Source organism: Candidatus Paracaedimonas acanthamoebae (assembly GCA_017307065.1).
GTDB lineage: Bacteria > Pseudomonadota > Alphaproteobacteria > Caedimonadales > Caedimonadaceae > Paracaedimonas > Paracaedimonas acanthamoebae_A.
On the sequence record JAFKGL010000012.1, the window covers coordinates 107514 to 123497 of the forward strand.

15 protein-coding genes are annotated in these 15984 nt (G+C 37.3%); all 15 read left to right on the plus strand.

Annotated elements, in window-relative coordinates; all coding sequences use genetic code 11:
• The first annotated feature begins 5 nt into the window (after positions 1-5).
• The 15 genes from trmD to J0H12_02325 all read left to right on the plus strand — a co-directional run bounded on the left by trmD (position 6) and on the right by J0H12_02325 (position 15984).
• Positions 6-722: a tRNA (guanosine(37)-N1)-methyltransferase TrmD gene (gene trmD, locus J0H12_02255; protein MBN9412735.1), complete on the plus strand. Its 717-nt coding sequence runs from the start codon at positions 6-8 to the stop codon at positions 720-722.
• A 3-nt stretch (positions 723-725) separates the two neighbouring features.
• A complete protein-coding gene (gene rplS / locus J0H12_02260; GenBank protein ID MBN9412736.1) occupies positions 726-1133 on the plus strand; it encodes a 50S ribosomal protein L19 in 408 nt (135 codons plus the stop codon).
• Positions 1134-1318: 185 nt separating this feature from the next.
• Entirely contained in the window at positions 1319-2245 is a 927-nt protein-coding gene (pdhA, locus tag J0H12_02265; protein ID MBN9412737.1) for a pyruvate dehydrogenase (acetyl-transferring) E1 component subunit alpha, read from the plus strand.
• A 12-nt stretch (positions 2246-2257) separates the two neighbouring features.
• A complete protein-coding gene (locus J0H12_02270; protein ID MBN9412738.1) occupies positions 2258-3250 on the plus strand; it encodes a pyruvate dehydrogenase complex E1 component subunit beta in 993 nt (330 codons plus the stop codon).
• Between the two features lie 31 nt (positions 3251-3281).
• On the plus strand, positions 3282-4538 hold the full coding sequence (locus tag J0H12_02275) for a pyruvate dehydrogenase complex dihydrolipoamide acetyltransferase (GenBank protein MBN9412739.1): 1257 nt from the start codon (positions 3282-3284) through the stop codon (positions 4536-4538).
• On the plus strand, positions 4539-5438 hold the full coding sequence (gene miaA / locus J0H12_02280; GenBank protein ID MBN9412740.1) for a tRNA (adenosine(37)-N6)-dimethylallyltransferase MiaA: 900 nt from the start codon (positions 4539-4541) through the stop codon (positions 5436-5438).
• 182 nt (positions 5439-5620) lie between these two features.
• Positions 5621-6664 (plus strand): rod shape-determining protein, encoded by a 1044-nt coding sequence (locus J0H12_02285; protein MBN9412741.1) that lies wholly within the window; start codon positions 5621-5623, stop codon positions 6662-6664.
• A 15-nt stretch (positions 6665-6679) separates the two neighbouring features.
• Entirely contained in the window at positions 6680-7558 is an 879-nt protein-coding gene (mreC, locus tag J0H12_02290; GenBank protein ID MBN9412742.1) for a rod shape-determining protein MreC, read from the plus strand.
• Entirely contained in the window at positions 7555-8049 is a 495-nt protein-coding gene (mreD, locus tag J0H12_02295; GenBank protein ID MBN9412743.1) for a rod shape-determining protein MreD, read from the plus strand. The genes mreC and mreD overlap by 4 nt, the downstream gene beginning before the upstream one ends.
• Complete coding sequence (gene mrdA, locus J0H12_02300) at positions 8046-9866, plus strand: penicillin-binding protein 2 (protein MBN9412744.1); 1821 nt, start codon at positions 8046-8048, stop codon at positions 9864-9866. The genes mreD and mrdA overlap by 4 nt, the downstream gene beginning before the upstream one ends.
• An 82-nt stretch (positions 9867-9948) precedes the next feature.
• Positions 9949-10797, plus strand: coding sequence for an NADH-quinone oxidoreductase subunit J (locus J0H12_02305; GenBank protein MBN9412745.1), 849 nt, complete (start codon positions 9949-9951; stop codon positions 10795-10797).
• Position 10798: 1 nt separating this feature from the next.
• Entirely contained in the window at positions 10799-11107 is a 309-nt protein-coding gene (gene nuoK / locus J0H12_02310) for an NADH-quinone oxidoreductase subunit NuoK (protein ID MBN9412746.1), read from the plus strand.
• 4 nt (positions 11108-11111) lie between these two features.
• Positions 11112-13010 (plus strand): NADH-quinone oxidoreductase subunit L, encoded by a 1899-nt coding sequence (gene nuoL, locus J0H12_02315; protein MBN9412747.1) that lies wholly within the window; start codon positions 11112-11114, stop codon positions 13008-13010.
• Positions 13011-13024: 14 nt separating this feature from the next.
• On the plus strand, positions 13025-14524 hold the full coding sequence (locus J0H12_02320) for an NADH-quinone oxidoreductase subunit M (protein MBN9412748.1): 1500 nt from the start codon (positions 13025-13027) through the stop codon (positions 14522-14524).
• Complete coding sequence (locus tag J0H12_02325) at positions 14524-15984, plus strand: NADH-quinone oxidoreductase subunit N (protein MBN9412749.1); 1461 nt, start codon at positions 14524-14526, stop codon at positions 15982-15984. Before J0H12_02320 ends, J0H12_02325 begins: the two co-directional genes overlap by 1 nt.

Here is a 15984-nt window from a genome sequence, read left to right on the forward strand (position 1 = left end):
ATTTAATGACTTGCTTACTTTCTGCTAAGATTTTCACAATATTTCCTGAAATGTTTCCTGGCCCTTTAGCGGAATCCGTTGTAGGCAGAGCATTACAGAATAATCTCTGGTCTTTAGAGGCCATAAATCTTCGAGATTATACGGTTGATAAACATCGGTCTGTCGATGATGCTGCTTTTGGGGGAGGCCCTGGAATGGTGCTTCGTCCCGATATTATAGATGCGGCTTTAAAAGATCATTATAAGTCTCGACCAAATACCTTGATTTATCTTTCGCCTCGTGGCATACCATTGACACAAGAATATGTAAAAAAGCTTGCCAATCAATCTCACTTGGGATTATTGTGTGGACGCTTTGAAGGAATTGATCAGCGCGTCTTAGATGCGTGGCATATTGAAGAGGTAAGCTTAGGAGATTTTATTCTCTCAGGTGGTGAGATTGCTGCAATGGCTCTTTTAGATGCAATTGTGAGGCTTTTACCTGGAGTTCTTGGTGAAAAGGACTCTCTTAATGAAGAGAGTTTTACTGAGAACTTATTGGAGTACCCTCAATATACAAGACCTCGAAATTGGAATGATCATCTGGTGCCAGAAATATTATTAAGTGGGCACCATGAAAAAATTAAAGCTTGGCGGAAGGCTGAGTCGGAAAAGTTAACACGTGAGCGGCGTGTCGATTTATGGCAGCGCTATAAGGCGACTCAGCAAGAGAGAAAGGATTAAAGAATGAACACTTTACAAAAATTTGAGCAAGAACAACTTGATTTATTAGTCGCAAATAATCCTGTCCCCGAGTTTTCTGCAGGCGATACCTTAAAGATTCTCGTAAAAGTAGTCGAAGGTGAACGCGAAAGAACACAGGCTTACGAAGGTGTCTGTATTGCACGTAAGAGTGCGGGTATTAACTCCTCATTTACAGTGCGTAAGCTCTCTTTTGGTGAAGGTGTGGAACGTGTTTTCCCTCTTTATTCTCCAAATATTAAGATTGAAGTTGTTCGTCGTGGTCAAGTTCGTCGTGCAAAATTATATTATCTTCGTGGCCGTACAGGTAAAAGTGCTCGTATTAAAGAAAAGAGTTATTTTCCTGCTGCTAAGAAAAATTCTCAAGATAAAGAAACTAATTCAGCTAAGTAAATTGGTTAAAGAGAGCTTAAGTAAAAGCTAAAGCAATGCTTTAGCTTTTACTATTAAATCTAAAGAAACATGATGTGAAATAGGGAGCTTCAAACTTGGTAACAACAGTTTCCCAAAAAAATAATCCAGTAACGCTTAACAGACTTCCTGTGACGCAAGCGGAACTTTTAAAATATTATCGCGATATGCTTTTAATTCGGCGTTTTGAGGAACGCTCTGGTCAGTTGTATGGGATGGGCCTTATTGCTGGTTTTTGCCATCTATACATCGGTCAAGAAGCTGTCGTTGTTGGTATACAAGCTGTCCTTCAACCGCAAGACACTGTAATTACAGCTTATCGTGATCATGGCCACATGTTGGCATGTGATATGGATCCTAAGGGTGTTATGGCTGAGTTAACGGGACGCATAGGCGGTTATTCAAAAGGCAAAGGCGGCTCTATGCATATGTTTTCTAGAGAGAAAAATTTCTTTGGAGGACATGGAATTGTAGGAGCTCAAATACCTTTGGGAACAGGGCTCGCTTTTGCTCACAAATATCGCGGTGATGGTGGTATATGTACTATTTATATGGGCGATGGAGCTGTTAACCAAGGGCAAGTGTATGAAGCCTTTAATATGGCGGCTCTTTGGAAGCTTCCAGCTCTTTATATTATTGAAAATAATGGTTATAGCATGGGGACATCCATTGCACGTCACGCAGCTGGCCAGCATTTATATGAGCGTGGAATTGCTTATGGTATTCCGGGCGAAGAAGTTGATGGAATGGATGTGCTTGCGGTTAAGGCTGCTGCTGAACAAGCTGTAAAGTATGTGCGTGAAACCAATAGCCCAATGATTCTTGAAATAAAAACGTATCGTTATCGGGGGCATTCTATGTCAGATCCTGCTAAATACAGGACAAAAGAAGAAGTTGATAACATGCGCCAAAATTTTGATCCTATTGAACGAGCAAGAGCAACGTTAATTTCTGAATTTGGTGTCGCAGAAGAAGCTTTCTCACCTATTGAAAAAGAAATTAAAGAAATTATGCTTGAAGCTGTAGAATTCGCTCAAACAAGTCCTGAGCCAGAAGCCTCAGAACTTATGACTGATATCTTAATTAATTCATAAGAGAGAAGATAAATGACCCTTGAGACTTCAACAATTACAGTCCGTGAAGCTCTTCGTGATGCCATGGCAGAAGAGATGCGGAAAGATCCTCTTGTCTTTATAATGGGAGAAGAGGTCGCTGAATATCAAGGAGCCTATAAAGTAAGCCAAGGATTGCTTGAAGAATTCGGTGCAAAGCGTGTGATCGACACGCCTATTACTGAGCATGGATTTGCGGGATTGGGAGTAGGGGCTGCTTTTGCGGGGCTTAAGCCAATCGTTGAGTTTATGACCTTCAATTTTGGGATGCAAGCAATCGATCAAATTATAAATAGTGCTGCAAAAACTCTTTATATGTCAGGGGGCCAGATGGGATGCCCTATTGTTTTCCGAGGGCCTAACGGGGCCGCAAAAAGAGTGGGAGCCCAACATTCTCAATGTTATGCAAGTTGGTACGCCCATTGCCCTGGATTAAAGGTAATTGCGCCTTATGATGCAAGAGATGCAAAAGGACTGTTAAAAGCGGCAATTCGTGATCCTAATCCTGTGATTTTTTTAGAAAATGAAATGTTATATGGACAAGCTTTTCCAGCTCTTACTGAAGAAGATGAAGTTATTCCGATTGGAAAAGCCCGCGTTGTACGTTCTGGTAAAGATGTAACAATCACTACTTTTTCTTTAATGGTTGGTGTTGCGCTACAAGCCGCGGAACAATTAGCAACTCAAGGTATTGATGTTGAAGTTATTGATCTTCGTACAATTCGTCCTCTTGATGAGCAAACAATATTAGATTCAGTGATGAAAACAAATCGTTTAGTCACTCTCGAAGAAGGATGGGGATTTGCGGGGATTGGTTCTGAGATTTCTTCTCTTGTGATGGAGAAAGCTTTTGATTATCTGGATGCGCCTGTAAAAAGAGTTGTTGGTGCGGATGTTCCTATGCCTTACGCAGAAAGTTTAGTAAAGCTTACAATCCCACAAGTCGAATGGGTGATTGATGCTATTAAACAAGTGTGTTATCGATAAAAATCTTTGCAAGTAAGGGGACTTCACTTCTATGCCAATTAAAATTTTAATGCCTGCACTTTCACCGACTATGGCAGAAGGTAATTTAGTTCGTTGGCTTAAGTCCGAAGGAGATCAATTAAAATCTGGCGATGTTCTCGCTGAAATTGAAACTGACAAAGCAACAATGGAAGTTGAAGCTGTTGATGAAGGCACGTTAGCTAAAATCATGGTGCCGGCAGGAACAGAAAATGTAAAAGTCAACGAAGTTATTGCCATTTTATTGGAAGAAGGCGAAGATAGTTCTTCTCTTGAGTCTGCTCTTGATACAAAATCTTCTCCAAATCAAGAGATTCCTGTACAAAAAAAATTAGAAGAAATTAAAGAAGTCATTGAAGTAAAAACTCTTCCTGCTGAAAATTCTCAAGAACGCGTTTTTGCATCTCCTTTAGCGCGTCGTGTTGCTTCAAATAATCAAATTGATCTTGCAAATTTACAAGGCTCAGGGCCGCGCGGAAGAATTATAAAAGCAGATGTTGAAACTGCTATGACTCAAACGCCTCAATTATCTTCAGTAGGAGCGGTGGCAACTTTATATAAAGCGGCAGATGAACTTTATCCTGCTTATGAAGAAGTTAAAGTTTCTAATATGCGTAAAGTTATTGCGCAGAGACTGACAGAATCTAAACAGAATGTTCCTCATTTCTACCTGACAGTTGAGTGTGAAATTGATGGCTTGTTGAACTTCCGTAAGCAAATTAATAAATCGCTTCCTGAATCGGATAGAATTTCTGTAAACGATCTGATTATTAAAGCCATTAGCGTTGCCTTAAAAAAAGTGCCTGATGCCAATGCATCATGGATTGAGAGCGGTCATGTACGTCGTTATCAACATGCTGATGTTTCTGTCGCGGTTGCTGTTGAAGGAGGTCTTGTAACCCCTATCGTTCGAGGCGCGGAATTAAAATCAATTCTTGAGATTTCTCGAGAAATGAAAGAATTAATTAGTAAAGCACGTTCAGGAAAACTTAAACCTCAAGAATTTCAAGGGGGGACATTTAGTCTCTCAAATTTGGGGATGTATGGTATTAAAAGTTTCTCAGCCGTGATTAATCCTCCTCAAGGTTGTATTTTAGCCGTCGGTGCAGGAGAAGAGTTACCTGTTGTTCGGGATGGTAAGATCGAGATTGCAACTGTCATGGCTTGTACCCTTTCAGTTGATCATCGGGTTGTAGATGGTGCTGTTGGCGCTGAATTTTTGAAAGTATTTAAGAATTTAATTACAAATCCTGTTTTGATGCTTATTTAAGTGAATCTGAAGAACATAACTCATTTATCTAAAACAATTATTGTAATTACAGGTCCCACGGCCTCAGGAAAATCTTCGTTTGCAACTGAATTTGCAGAAAAACATAATGGCGTTATTATAAACTCTGATAGTGTGCAAGTTTATAAAGATCTTGAAATTTTAAGCTCACGTCCTTCTTCAGAAGAGCTCTTAAAAGTACCTCATAAGCTTTATGGTTTTCTGGATGCCCATGCTTCTTGTTCAGCTGGATTTTGGCGTTCTCTGGTATTAAAAGAGATTCAGGAATGTTATCAAGCAGGAAAACTTCCTATTATTGTAGGAGGTACGGGGCTTTATTTAAAGATTTTAATTGAAGGGCTTTCTCCTATCCCGCAAGTTGATAAAAATATTAGAGAGTTAGCACAAGAAAGAGCCAAAAATGAAGGCATTCAAGCTCTTTATGAGGAGTTAGTAGAGCTTGATCCTGTTATTGTTACACGTTTAAAATCTACAGACTCCCAACGAATTGTAAGGGCTTGGGAAGTCGTAAAAGCAACAGGAATTCCTCTTTCTGAATGGCAACGGAAATCTTGGATTTCTTCAAATCAACAAGAGAAAATTTTTACAAATATACTCTTATTACCACCACGTGAAGAAGTAAATTTACGTGCAGATGCGCGCTTGGATCAAATGCTCGAAAAAGATGTTTTAAAAGAAGTAGAAGGTATTCTTAAGCAAGATATAAATCCTACATCGACCATTTATAAGGCAATTGGTGTGCGAGATTTTGCAGCTTATTTGCAAGGTAAACTTAGTTTAGAAGAGGCACTTACCAAAGCAAAAATATCAACTCGTCAATATATTAAAAGGCAATATACTTGGTTCAGAACTCAATTTAGAGCCGATATCACTTTACAATAAGAATTTACATTTTCAAAATAAGCTCTGGTTTCTTATGCCTTCATCCTACAATTTTCTTTTCTAGAAGAATAAATAATGCTAAAAGGACCAAAGATTTTGTAAAGAAGATGAGGAATATTTTTACTTTGCAAAGACAATTCTTAAAATAATTTCTTAATCCTGTTTAAATGAAGAGGAATTAAATGTTTCGAAAACTGCTTGGGATGATGTCTTCTGATATGGCGATCGACCTTGGAACAGCCAATACTTTAGTTTATGTTAGAGGGCGAGGGATCGTTCTAAACGAGCCTTCGGTTGTTGCTCGTGCTGTGATCAAGGGTAAAAGCCAAGTTTTGGCTGTTGGGAACGATGCTAAACAGATGGTTGGGAAAACGCCAGGTAATATTCAGGCAATTCGTCCTTTAAGAGAAGGTGTCATTGCAGACTTTGAAGTGGCTGAAGAAATGATTAAGCATTTTATTCATAAAGTTCATAATCGCCGGAGTTTTGTGAGTCCTCAGATCATCGTCTGTGTCCCTTCAGGGGCCACTGCCGTCGAGAAACGTGCTATTCAAGAATCTGCAGAAAGTGCGGGCGCAGGTAAGGTATATCTCATCGAAGAACCAATGGCAGCCGCTATTGGGGCGGGGCTTCCTGTCACAGAACCTACAGGATCAATGGTTGTTGATATCGGTGGAGGAACAACAGAGGTTGCTGTCATATCCTTAGGTGGAATTGTATATGCTCGCTCTGTTCGAATTGGCGGCGATAGTATGGATGAAGCTATTATTGCTTACATCCGACGAACTCATAATCTTCTTGTTGGTGAAGCAACAGCTGAGCGTATTAAGAAAGAAATAGGGTCTGCTTTACAACCGCACGGAAAATCAGGCGGGCGTAAACTTCATATTAAAGGACGGGACCTTTTGAAAGGTATTCCAAAAGAAATTGAAATTGATGAACGTCAAGTTGCAGAAAGTTTGACTGAACCTATTGCCGGAATTATTACGGCAGTGAAAGATGCTTTGGAAAATACGGCACCAGAATTGTCGGCTGATATCGTCGAAAAAGGAATTGTTTTGACAGGAGGAGGGGCTCTTCTTTCAAATCTTGATCAAGTTATTCGAGATGCCACAGGGTTACCTGTTTCTATTGCTGACGATCCTCTTTCATGCGTTGTTTTAGGTACAGGACAAGCTCTTGAACACATTGGCAGTATGAAGGGCGTTTTAATTAATATGTACTAATTGAGGGAGCTCTCTTTGCTTTCGACATTTTCCAATGTATCTCGTCGATCTCAAGCAAAAGTACGACTTTTTTTTGGTAAAGTCAGATTAATTGTCTTTTTGCTCGCGGCTCTTGTTATTTTTTCTTTTAGCCTTAATAGTGAGAATTTTTCAAAAATCCGAGAGATGATCTTTGAGCATACAAGTGTCATAACGAAGTTCATTATATCACCTATCCATAGTATAGTAGAAACTAAAAACTGGATTAATTCGTACTTAAGAGTTCATGATAAAAATGAGAAGTTAGAAGTCGAGCTTAAGCAAATGGAAGAGTGGGCTTTGAAAGCTCATGCTTTAGCTTTAGAAAACCAGCAACTTCGTCAATTATTAAAGATATCTCCTGATCCTCATATAAATTATATTACGGCACCAGTATTAGGGATAGTCCAAGCACCTTATACAAAAACTATTGTTTTGGGGGCTGGTTCTAGGAAAGGGATTAAATTGCGTCAACCTGTGGTTATAGGGCAGCATATAGTTGGGCGTATTGTCGAAGTATCAGAGAAAAATTCTAGGGTTTTGTTAATGCATGATGTGAATTCTCATGTTCCTGTTATTTTAGAAAAATCAAAAGTACAAGGTATTGCTTCAGGTAATGGTGATTCTCACCTAATAATTAAATTTTTTGAAATGGAAGCAAAAGCAGAGATTGGTGAATTAATTTTTACGTCAGGAGTAGGGGGCATTTATCCAAAAGGATATGTTATAGGTCAGGTTGCTTATCAAAAAGGAGAGGTCGTAGGGGTAAAGAGTTTAATTCACTTAAATGAATTAGAATATGTTCATGTTTTTGTTGATATGGAACCACCGCTAGAAAATATCAGACCTTCTCGTGATGTTAAAGGGACTTTATGAAGCCTTTAGTAGCTTTTCTTTTTATGGCACAACCTTCAATTTATTTACTTATCTCAAGTATCATTTCTTTATTGATTCCGAGTAGCATACTTCATGTAAGTCCAGATTTTTCTTTTCCTTTTATTTTCTTTTGGACTATTTTTAAGCCTGAATTTTTGCCGCTTTCTTGCCTCTTGGTTGTGGGGATTGTAAGTGATAGCATTCAGGGATTACCACTTGGCTTTCATAGTATTCTTTTTTTAGGCTCTTCACTAATACTTTTGTCTCAGAGGAATTTCTTATATTACCAACCATTTCCACTTATTTGGGCAGTTTTTAGCTTATCTTTAATTTTTTATAAAATTCTGGAGAAATTAATTTTAAGAAGTTTTATGGAGTTTCCATTCTCGCTAGCTAATTTAGTATTAAGTATATTATTTACAATTCTTTTATATCCATTATGTGCAAAACTCTCATCTTTAAATTTGAAAAAGGTAATTGATTTATCATGAGGCGATTTTTTAGCTCTTCAGATCCCAAATTGTTATTTACAAGAAGAGCTTTTTTAATTGCAGGAGCGCAGGCAGCCGGAGGAGCTTTAATTCTGGGTCGCTTAGGGTATTTAGGAATTTTTCGCTCTCCTCATTATCGTACTCTTGCTGATGGAAATCGTATAAAGTTACATATTTTATTGCCGAGAAGAGGGATCATTTATGACCGTCATGGAGAAGAATTAGCGGGGAATATTTCTAGCTACCGATTAACAATGACGCCTGCTCAGATAGATAATTTGCCAGAAAGTCTTTTTCGTATTTCTGAGTTGTTAAATATTGATCCTAAAGATTCTAAAAATATTCTTAAGGATATCAATAAGCACCCCAAATTCACGCCTTATGCTCTAAAACAACAACTAAGCTGGGAAGATGTATGCAAAATTGAAGTGAATTTACCTGAATTGCCTGGCGTTGAAATTGAGGCAGGCTATCAAAGATTCTACCTAGAGCCAGAACCATTTGCACATTTGATTGGTTACGTCCAGGCGCCTTCTGATAAAGATCAAGATGTTGATCAACGGCTCTCTTCTCTTTCAGATTATCGTATTGGAAAAGTAGGGATTGAAAAAAGCTTCCAAAATGTATTGCAAGGTGTGGCAGGATATAAAGAAGTCGAAGTTAATGCAAAACGTCAAATTGTGAGAGAAAGAAAAAAACATGAAAGCCAAAATGGTCAACAATTAGAACTTTCAGTTTCGGCTCCCTTGCAAAAATTTATTTATGAAAGATTACAGCAAGTTGAAAGTGCTTCTGTTGTTGTGATGGATATTCTAACAGGAGAAGTCTTAAGCTTAGTTTCCTCACCAAGTTATGACACAAATTTATTTGTAAATGGTATTTCTCAAAAGAATTGGGATGCTCTGCAAAAAAATCCTTATCGTGCTTTGACCAATAAAGCTATTCATGGTCTTTATGAGCCTGGTTCTACATTCAAAATGGCTGTTCTGCTTGCAGGACTTGAATCAGGAAGAGTAGATCCTAATTTTCAAACTTTTTGTCACGGATATATAGAGGTAGCAAATCATCGTTTCCATTGTGTTTGTCGTGGGGGGCATGGAGTGGTAAATTTAAAAAGAGCATTACAGGTTTCCTGTGATGTTTATTTTTATGAAATAGCCCAAAAAATTGGAGTTGAAATACTTGCACAGATGGTGAGAGCGCTAGGGTTTGGAGATAAGACAGGGATAGAGATGCCGGCTGAACGTTCAGGCTTAGTTCCTTCAAAACAGTGGAAACTTGAGAAACATAAGCAGCGTTGGCATATAGGCGATACCATATTGTTATCTATCGGGCAGGGCCCTGTATTAGCAACGCCTCTTCAATTAGCTCAAATGATGGCGCGACTCTTATCGGGGAAACGGGTTGTTCCGACAATAAAGAAAAGAACTTCAGCGGAGTTACCGCTATTTTCATCTTATTCTTTTAATCCTAAGTATCTTGCTATGATTAAAAATGGTATTGATGCTGTCGTTAATGAGGTTTCTGGGACAGCTTATCATTCTAGAATCAATATTCCAGGATTAGAGATGGGGGGGAAGACAGGAACAGCTCAAGTGCGACGCATAACAAAATTGGAACGTGAAACACGCATCTTAAGGAATGAAGAAATAGCCTGGAAAGAAAGAGATCATGCTTTATTTGTTGGTTATGCTCCAATTCATCAGCCACGTTATGTGACGGCTGTTATTGTTGAACATGGCGGATGGGGAAGTGTTGTTGCAGCACCTATTGGGCGTGATGCTCTCTTAAAAATTCAAGAGATTATGATTTCATAAATACAATGATAAATAACTTTTAAACCATTGGCTTAGTGTTAGACCCCTGATATGATGAGGCGTTCAGAAAAGAGGATAGTTTGTGATTGTAGCCTTAACTTTTTATATTTTTTCATTTCTATTGCTGGGGTCTGCAGCAATGGTTGTTTTTGCACGGAATACTGTCCATTCAGTTCTTTATCTGATTTTTTCATTTTTTAATGCGGCAGGTATTTTTATCTTACTTCAGGCTGAGTTCATTGCGATGATTTTAATCATTGTTTACGTTGGGGCAGTGGCTGTTTTGTTTCTATTCGTTGTTATGATGCTTGATATTGATCCTTTTCAAAAACCCCTATTTTTTCTTCGAAATTTTGTAAATTTTACCAAGAGCTTGGCCTCAGTCACAGGTTTTATCGTTTTATATGTGATGCTTTTTCTCACGATAATTTTAGGGTTCAATTATTTCTTTGATGATTATAGTGATTTAACGAAAATAAAATGGGAGCATCTTTCGCTTTTAATTTTCACGGGCGTTTTGGTTGCTTTTCTTATCCCGCGTCGTGTTTATAGGTGGCTTGCAGGGGAACTTATTAATTTGCGCCAGAATGTTTCAGCATCTGTAGTGATTGGTATTCTTATGCTGACTGAATTAATTCTAGTAGCCTTCACTTTTAAATCAATCGATTCAAGGAATGATTTTATAACTTCGCCCACTTTGCACGTTTCGAAAATAACAAATACTAAAGCGCTGGGAATGGTGCTTTATACGGATTATTTATATTTATTTCAGGTTGCGGGGCTTATTTTATTGGTTGCCATGATTGGTGCAATCGTCCTTACATACCGTTATAAGCATGATATAAAAAGGCAAGATATAGCGACTCAGTTAAAGCGAACAGCTAAAAATACAATTGAACTTAAGAAAGTATCGCTTAAAAAAGGAATATAAAATGCAAATTGGGTTGCAACATTATTTAGTTTTATCAAGCGCCTTATTTTTTATAGGGATCTTCGGAATTTTATGGGGGCGTAAAAGCGTTTTAAATATTTTGATGTCTCTAGAATTAACTCTTCTTGCAACTAATATTAATCTCGTTGCATTTTCAATGTATTGGAAAGATCTTATAGGTCAAATTTTTACATTATTTATTTTAACTGTTGCAGCTGCCGAAGCTGCCATAGGTCTGGCTATTCTCGTTGTCTTCAATCGTAATCGCGGAAGCATCGAGGTTGAAGATATAAGTCATATGAGAGGCTAAGAAATTGGTAGAGTATCTTAGTATATTTTGTCCCCTTTTAGGTTTTATTTTTATAAGCTTTTTGGGTCATAAATTTAATAAACATGCAATTAATTTAATTAGTTGCATAATTATTGCTATAGCAACCGTATCATCTTTTATTTTCGCGTGGAATTTACATCATAATGGGCAGAACATAACTCTTTCTCTATTACCTTGGTTTGACGTGGGAAATTTCCAAATTCATTGGAGTCTTTATTTTGATAATCTTTCAGTAACAATGGTGTTACTTGTAAATCTGATCTCATTTCTTGTTCATGTTTATTCTATTGGCTATATGAATCAAGATCCATCCTCTTCTCGTTTTATGTCATATTTAAGTTTATTTACTTTTATGATGCTGATCTTGGTGACGGCAGATAACCTCGTGCAACTGTTTTTTGGTTGGGAAGGTGTAGGGCTTACTTCTTATCTTTTAATTGGTTTTTGGTATGAGAGAGAAAGTGCGAATGAGGCAGCTTTCAAAGCTTTCTTTGTGAATAGGATTGGTGATTTGGGATTTCTTCTAGGAATTGCGGGGACTTTTTTAGTCTTCAAGACTCTCGAATTTGATCAACTTTTCCAACTCATCCCGTTGAAAGAAGGGCATAGCTTCGACTTATTAGGATATAAGTTTTCTACCTTTGAAACTCTTGGAATTTTATTTTTTATAGGGGCTATGGGGAAATCAGCACAAATAGGACTTCATACATGGCTTCCAGATGCAATGGAAGGTCCTACTCCCGTATCAGCGTTGATTCATGCTGCAACCATGGTCACAGCGGGCGTTTTTCTCTTAATTCGGCTTTCACCTTTATATGAATTAGCTCCTTATACAAGGGATTTTATTGCCTTAGTGGGGAGCATAACAGCCATATTTGCGGGGAGTATCGCGATTACGCAAAACGATATAAAGCGTGTTATTGCCTATTCAACCTGTAGTCAATTGGGCTATATGTTTATGGCGATTGGTCTTTCAGCCTATAATGGGGCTCTCTTTCATTTAGTAACTCATGCCTTTTTTAAGGCATTGTTGTTTCTAGGTGCAGGGGCTGTAATCCATGCACTCTCTGATGAACAAGATATGCGATATATGGGAGGGTTATGGCGTTCTATCCCCGTAACATATACCGTGATGATTATTGGTACCCTTGCTTTATGTGGCCTCCCGTTTTTTGCTGGATATTTCTCAAAAGACTATATTTTAGAAGTAGCTCTGCTAAATTCTAGTTGGGTTGGTCAAGTTTCTTATTTCTTAGGTATCTGTGCTGCAGTTCTTACGGCTTTTTATTCTTGGCGTCTTCTATTTCTCACATTTCATGGAGAAAATAGAGCAAATGAGCTTGTGATGAGCCATATTCATGAGCCTGACTATAGTATGTTAGCCCCTTTATTTGTACTTGTTTTTGGTTCTATTTTTGGCGGATATTTAGGAAAAGCATTTTTCTTAAATGAAAAGTTTTTGGGGAGTTTCATGCCTATGCATGAAGAGAATCATTTAAATTTCTTTTTTAAACATTTGCCTACCATCGCAGTTTTTATAGGTATAGGGCTAGCTATATATTTATATTTAATTCGCCCGCAAATGCCTGTTCTTATCGTTCAAAGATTTAAAAAAGTTTATCTTTTCCTTTATAATAAATGGTTTTTTGATGAATTTTATAATCGTTTATTTTTAAATAATGCTCTGAAAGGTGCTCGTTTCTTATGGCTAAAAACAGATCAAAAAATTATTGATGGCTATGGGCCAGAGGGGATAGCTTCATTTGCGGAGTGGGTGGCAAAACGGGCAAGTCAATTGCAGACAGGTTATATATATCATTATGTTCTTGCTCTTGTCGGTGGCCTTTGTATTTTTATTCTTTTGCTTTTATTTAAGTCATAAAAAGAAAGTCGGATATGGAACAATTACCATTATTAACTTTAATGATATTTTTGCCTTTGTTAGGGGCTCTTGCCATACTTTTAATTAAAAACGATCCCTTATCTGTTTCTCAAAATGCGCGTGGTGTTGCTCTTTTAACTTCTATCACTACATTTGTTTTATCATTAGTGGTCTTGTCTTATTTTAAATCAACGCTATCAGATTTTCAGTTAGTGGAAAGGTATCTATGGATTCCGAAACTTTCGCTAAATTATTGCGTGGGGATTGATGGTATTTCCCTTATTTTCATTTTATTAACAACGTTTTTAACACCCTTAGCTATTCTTGCAAGCTGGAATGTAATTACTGATAAAGTAAAAGAATATATGGTCACATTTCTCGTGCTTGAAACCTTAATTATGGGAAGTTTTTGTGCTCTTGATTTAGTCCTTTTCTATATTTTTTTTGAAGCTGTATTGATCCCAATGTATTTAATTATAGGAATTTGGGGTGGGAAAAATCGCGTCCATGCGGCTTTTAAATTTTTCCTTTTTACGCTTTCGGGATCCGTTTTAATGCTAATTGCGATATTTGCAATCTATGGCGAGATTGGGACAACGGATTTAATTGAGGCATATCGTTATACGTTCTCTGGAGAAAAACAGTATTGGTTATGGGCGGCGTTCTTCATAAGTTTTGCTGTTAAAATTCCGATGTGGCCTGTGCATACATGGCTTCCGAATGCACACGTAGAGGCGCCGACAGCAGGTTCAGTAATTTTAGCGGCTATTTTATTAAAAATGGGGGGGTATGGCTTTTTAAGGTTTTCTTTGCCGTTATTTCCTGAACCTTCACAGTTTTTTGCGCCGTATGTTTTTGGATTAAGTATAATTGCTATCGTGTATGCTTCGCTTATTGCTCTTGTGCAAGAAGACATGAAAAAACTTGTTGCATATTCATCAATTGCGCATATGGGATTTGTAACATTTGGGATTTTTACATTTACAGAGCAGGGTGTAAAAGGGGCTTTATTCCAAATGATAAGTCATGGGATTATTTCGGCTGCTTTATTCTTATCTGTGGGGATTTTATACAATCGTGTTCATTCTAGAGAAATTGTTAGATATTCAGGCGCAAGGTCTAGAATGCCGCAGTTTGCTGTTGTGTTTATGATAGGTCTCTTAGGATCAATAGGACTCCCGGGGACTTCTGGATTTGTGGGAGAGCTCCTAGTGCTTGTGGCGTCATTTGAGAAAAGTGGTTGGATGGCTTTTATGATGGGAGGAGGGATTGTGTTAAGCGCGGCTTATGCTCTTTGGCTTTATAAAAGAGTAATGCTTGGCAAAATTATAGATAAATCTCTAGAAAAGCTAAGTGATTTAATTCTTATTGAAAAACTATATTTATTCCCAATTATCGCCTCTATCATCTTTTTAGGGATCTATCCTAAACCTATTTTTGTTCTGAGTGAAACCGCAATTGAAAAAATTATTGCCCCATTTTACACAAAATTAAAACTAGAAGGGCAGCTTTAATGTATATTTCAACACTTGCTGAGTTTCTATCTATTCTGCCAGAATGTTTTTTAACAATTATGGTGTTGCTCATGATTCTAATAGGTGTTTTAAAAAAAGAATCATCCCTAAATATAACAACATATATTCTTATTTTTTCTCTTGCTGTTGCGGCATATCTAGTGTCTCTCTTTCCTTCACAACCCACGGTTTCATTTAATAATTTTTTTATTGCAAATGCCTATACTCAATTTTGCAAAATAATTGTTATCCTTGCTGTTGTGTTTGTTGTTTTTATGAGTTTTCGACACTTTCAAAATGATCAATTAGTACAATTTGAGATCCCTATTTTAATGCTATTTTCGACAATAGGAATGATGTTGATGATCTCCTCCAACGACCTTATTTCTCTTTTTCTGGGGTTGGAGTTACAAAGTTTAGCACTTTATATCTTGATTGCTTTGCCGCGAGATCAGATCTTAACAACAGAGGCAGGACTTAAGTATTTTATTCTAGGATCTCTTTCAACGGCTCTTTTCTTATTCGGGAGTAGTCTTTTATATGCTCTTACGGGAACAACTGAATTTCAAAGTTTGATGACTGCTTTTACAGAAATTCCGATGACTGACCCTATGTTGATTGTTGGTATTACCATGATACTTTCAGGACTTGCATTCAAAATTTCGTTGGTTCCTTTTCATATGTGGACTCCTGATGTTTATGAAGGGAGTTCAACTTCAATCACATCATTTCTAGCGACAGCACCAAAAGTAGCAATATTTTCTGTAGTCGTGCGTTTATTCATTCAATTTACGGAAGATCATTATTTTTTGTGGGAAACAGCTTTTATCATATTTTCCATTTTATCTATGTTTTTGGGGGCTTTCACGGCACTTTTCCAAAAGAATTACAAAAGACTTCTCGCCTATTCAACAATTTCGCATATGGGATATATTTTAATAGGAGCATTAAGTAGAAATCAAGCTGGCGTAGAGAGTATACTTTCATACTTTGTTGTCTATGTATTTACAATTATAGGTGTTTTTGCATGTCTTTTGAATTTAAGACGGAATGGAAAAAGTATAAACACCATAGAAGAATTTGCAAACTTATCTCATGAGTATCCTTTGATCGCTGCAGTGATGGCAATTTTAATGTTTTCATTAGCTGGTATTCCTCCTTTTGCGGGGTTCTTTGTAAAGATGAATGTTTTTATGGTCGCAATAAAATCCAATTATATCCTATTACCTTTAGCAGGTATGATTGCGAGCGTGGTTGCTGCTTTTTATTATCTAAGAATCATCAAAATTATGTATTTTAATGAAGCGGAGAAAACGTTATTGAGCCCAGGATTGGATAGATATATTTCTTTTGAAACAACGATTGTTATGAATATGGCAGCATTGATTGTAATTTTCTATGGACTTTATCCTCAAGCGTTTCTCTTAATTCTTCAAAATGCAGCTAAGGCCCTTTTCTAG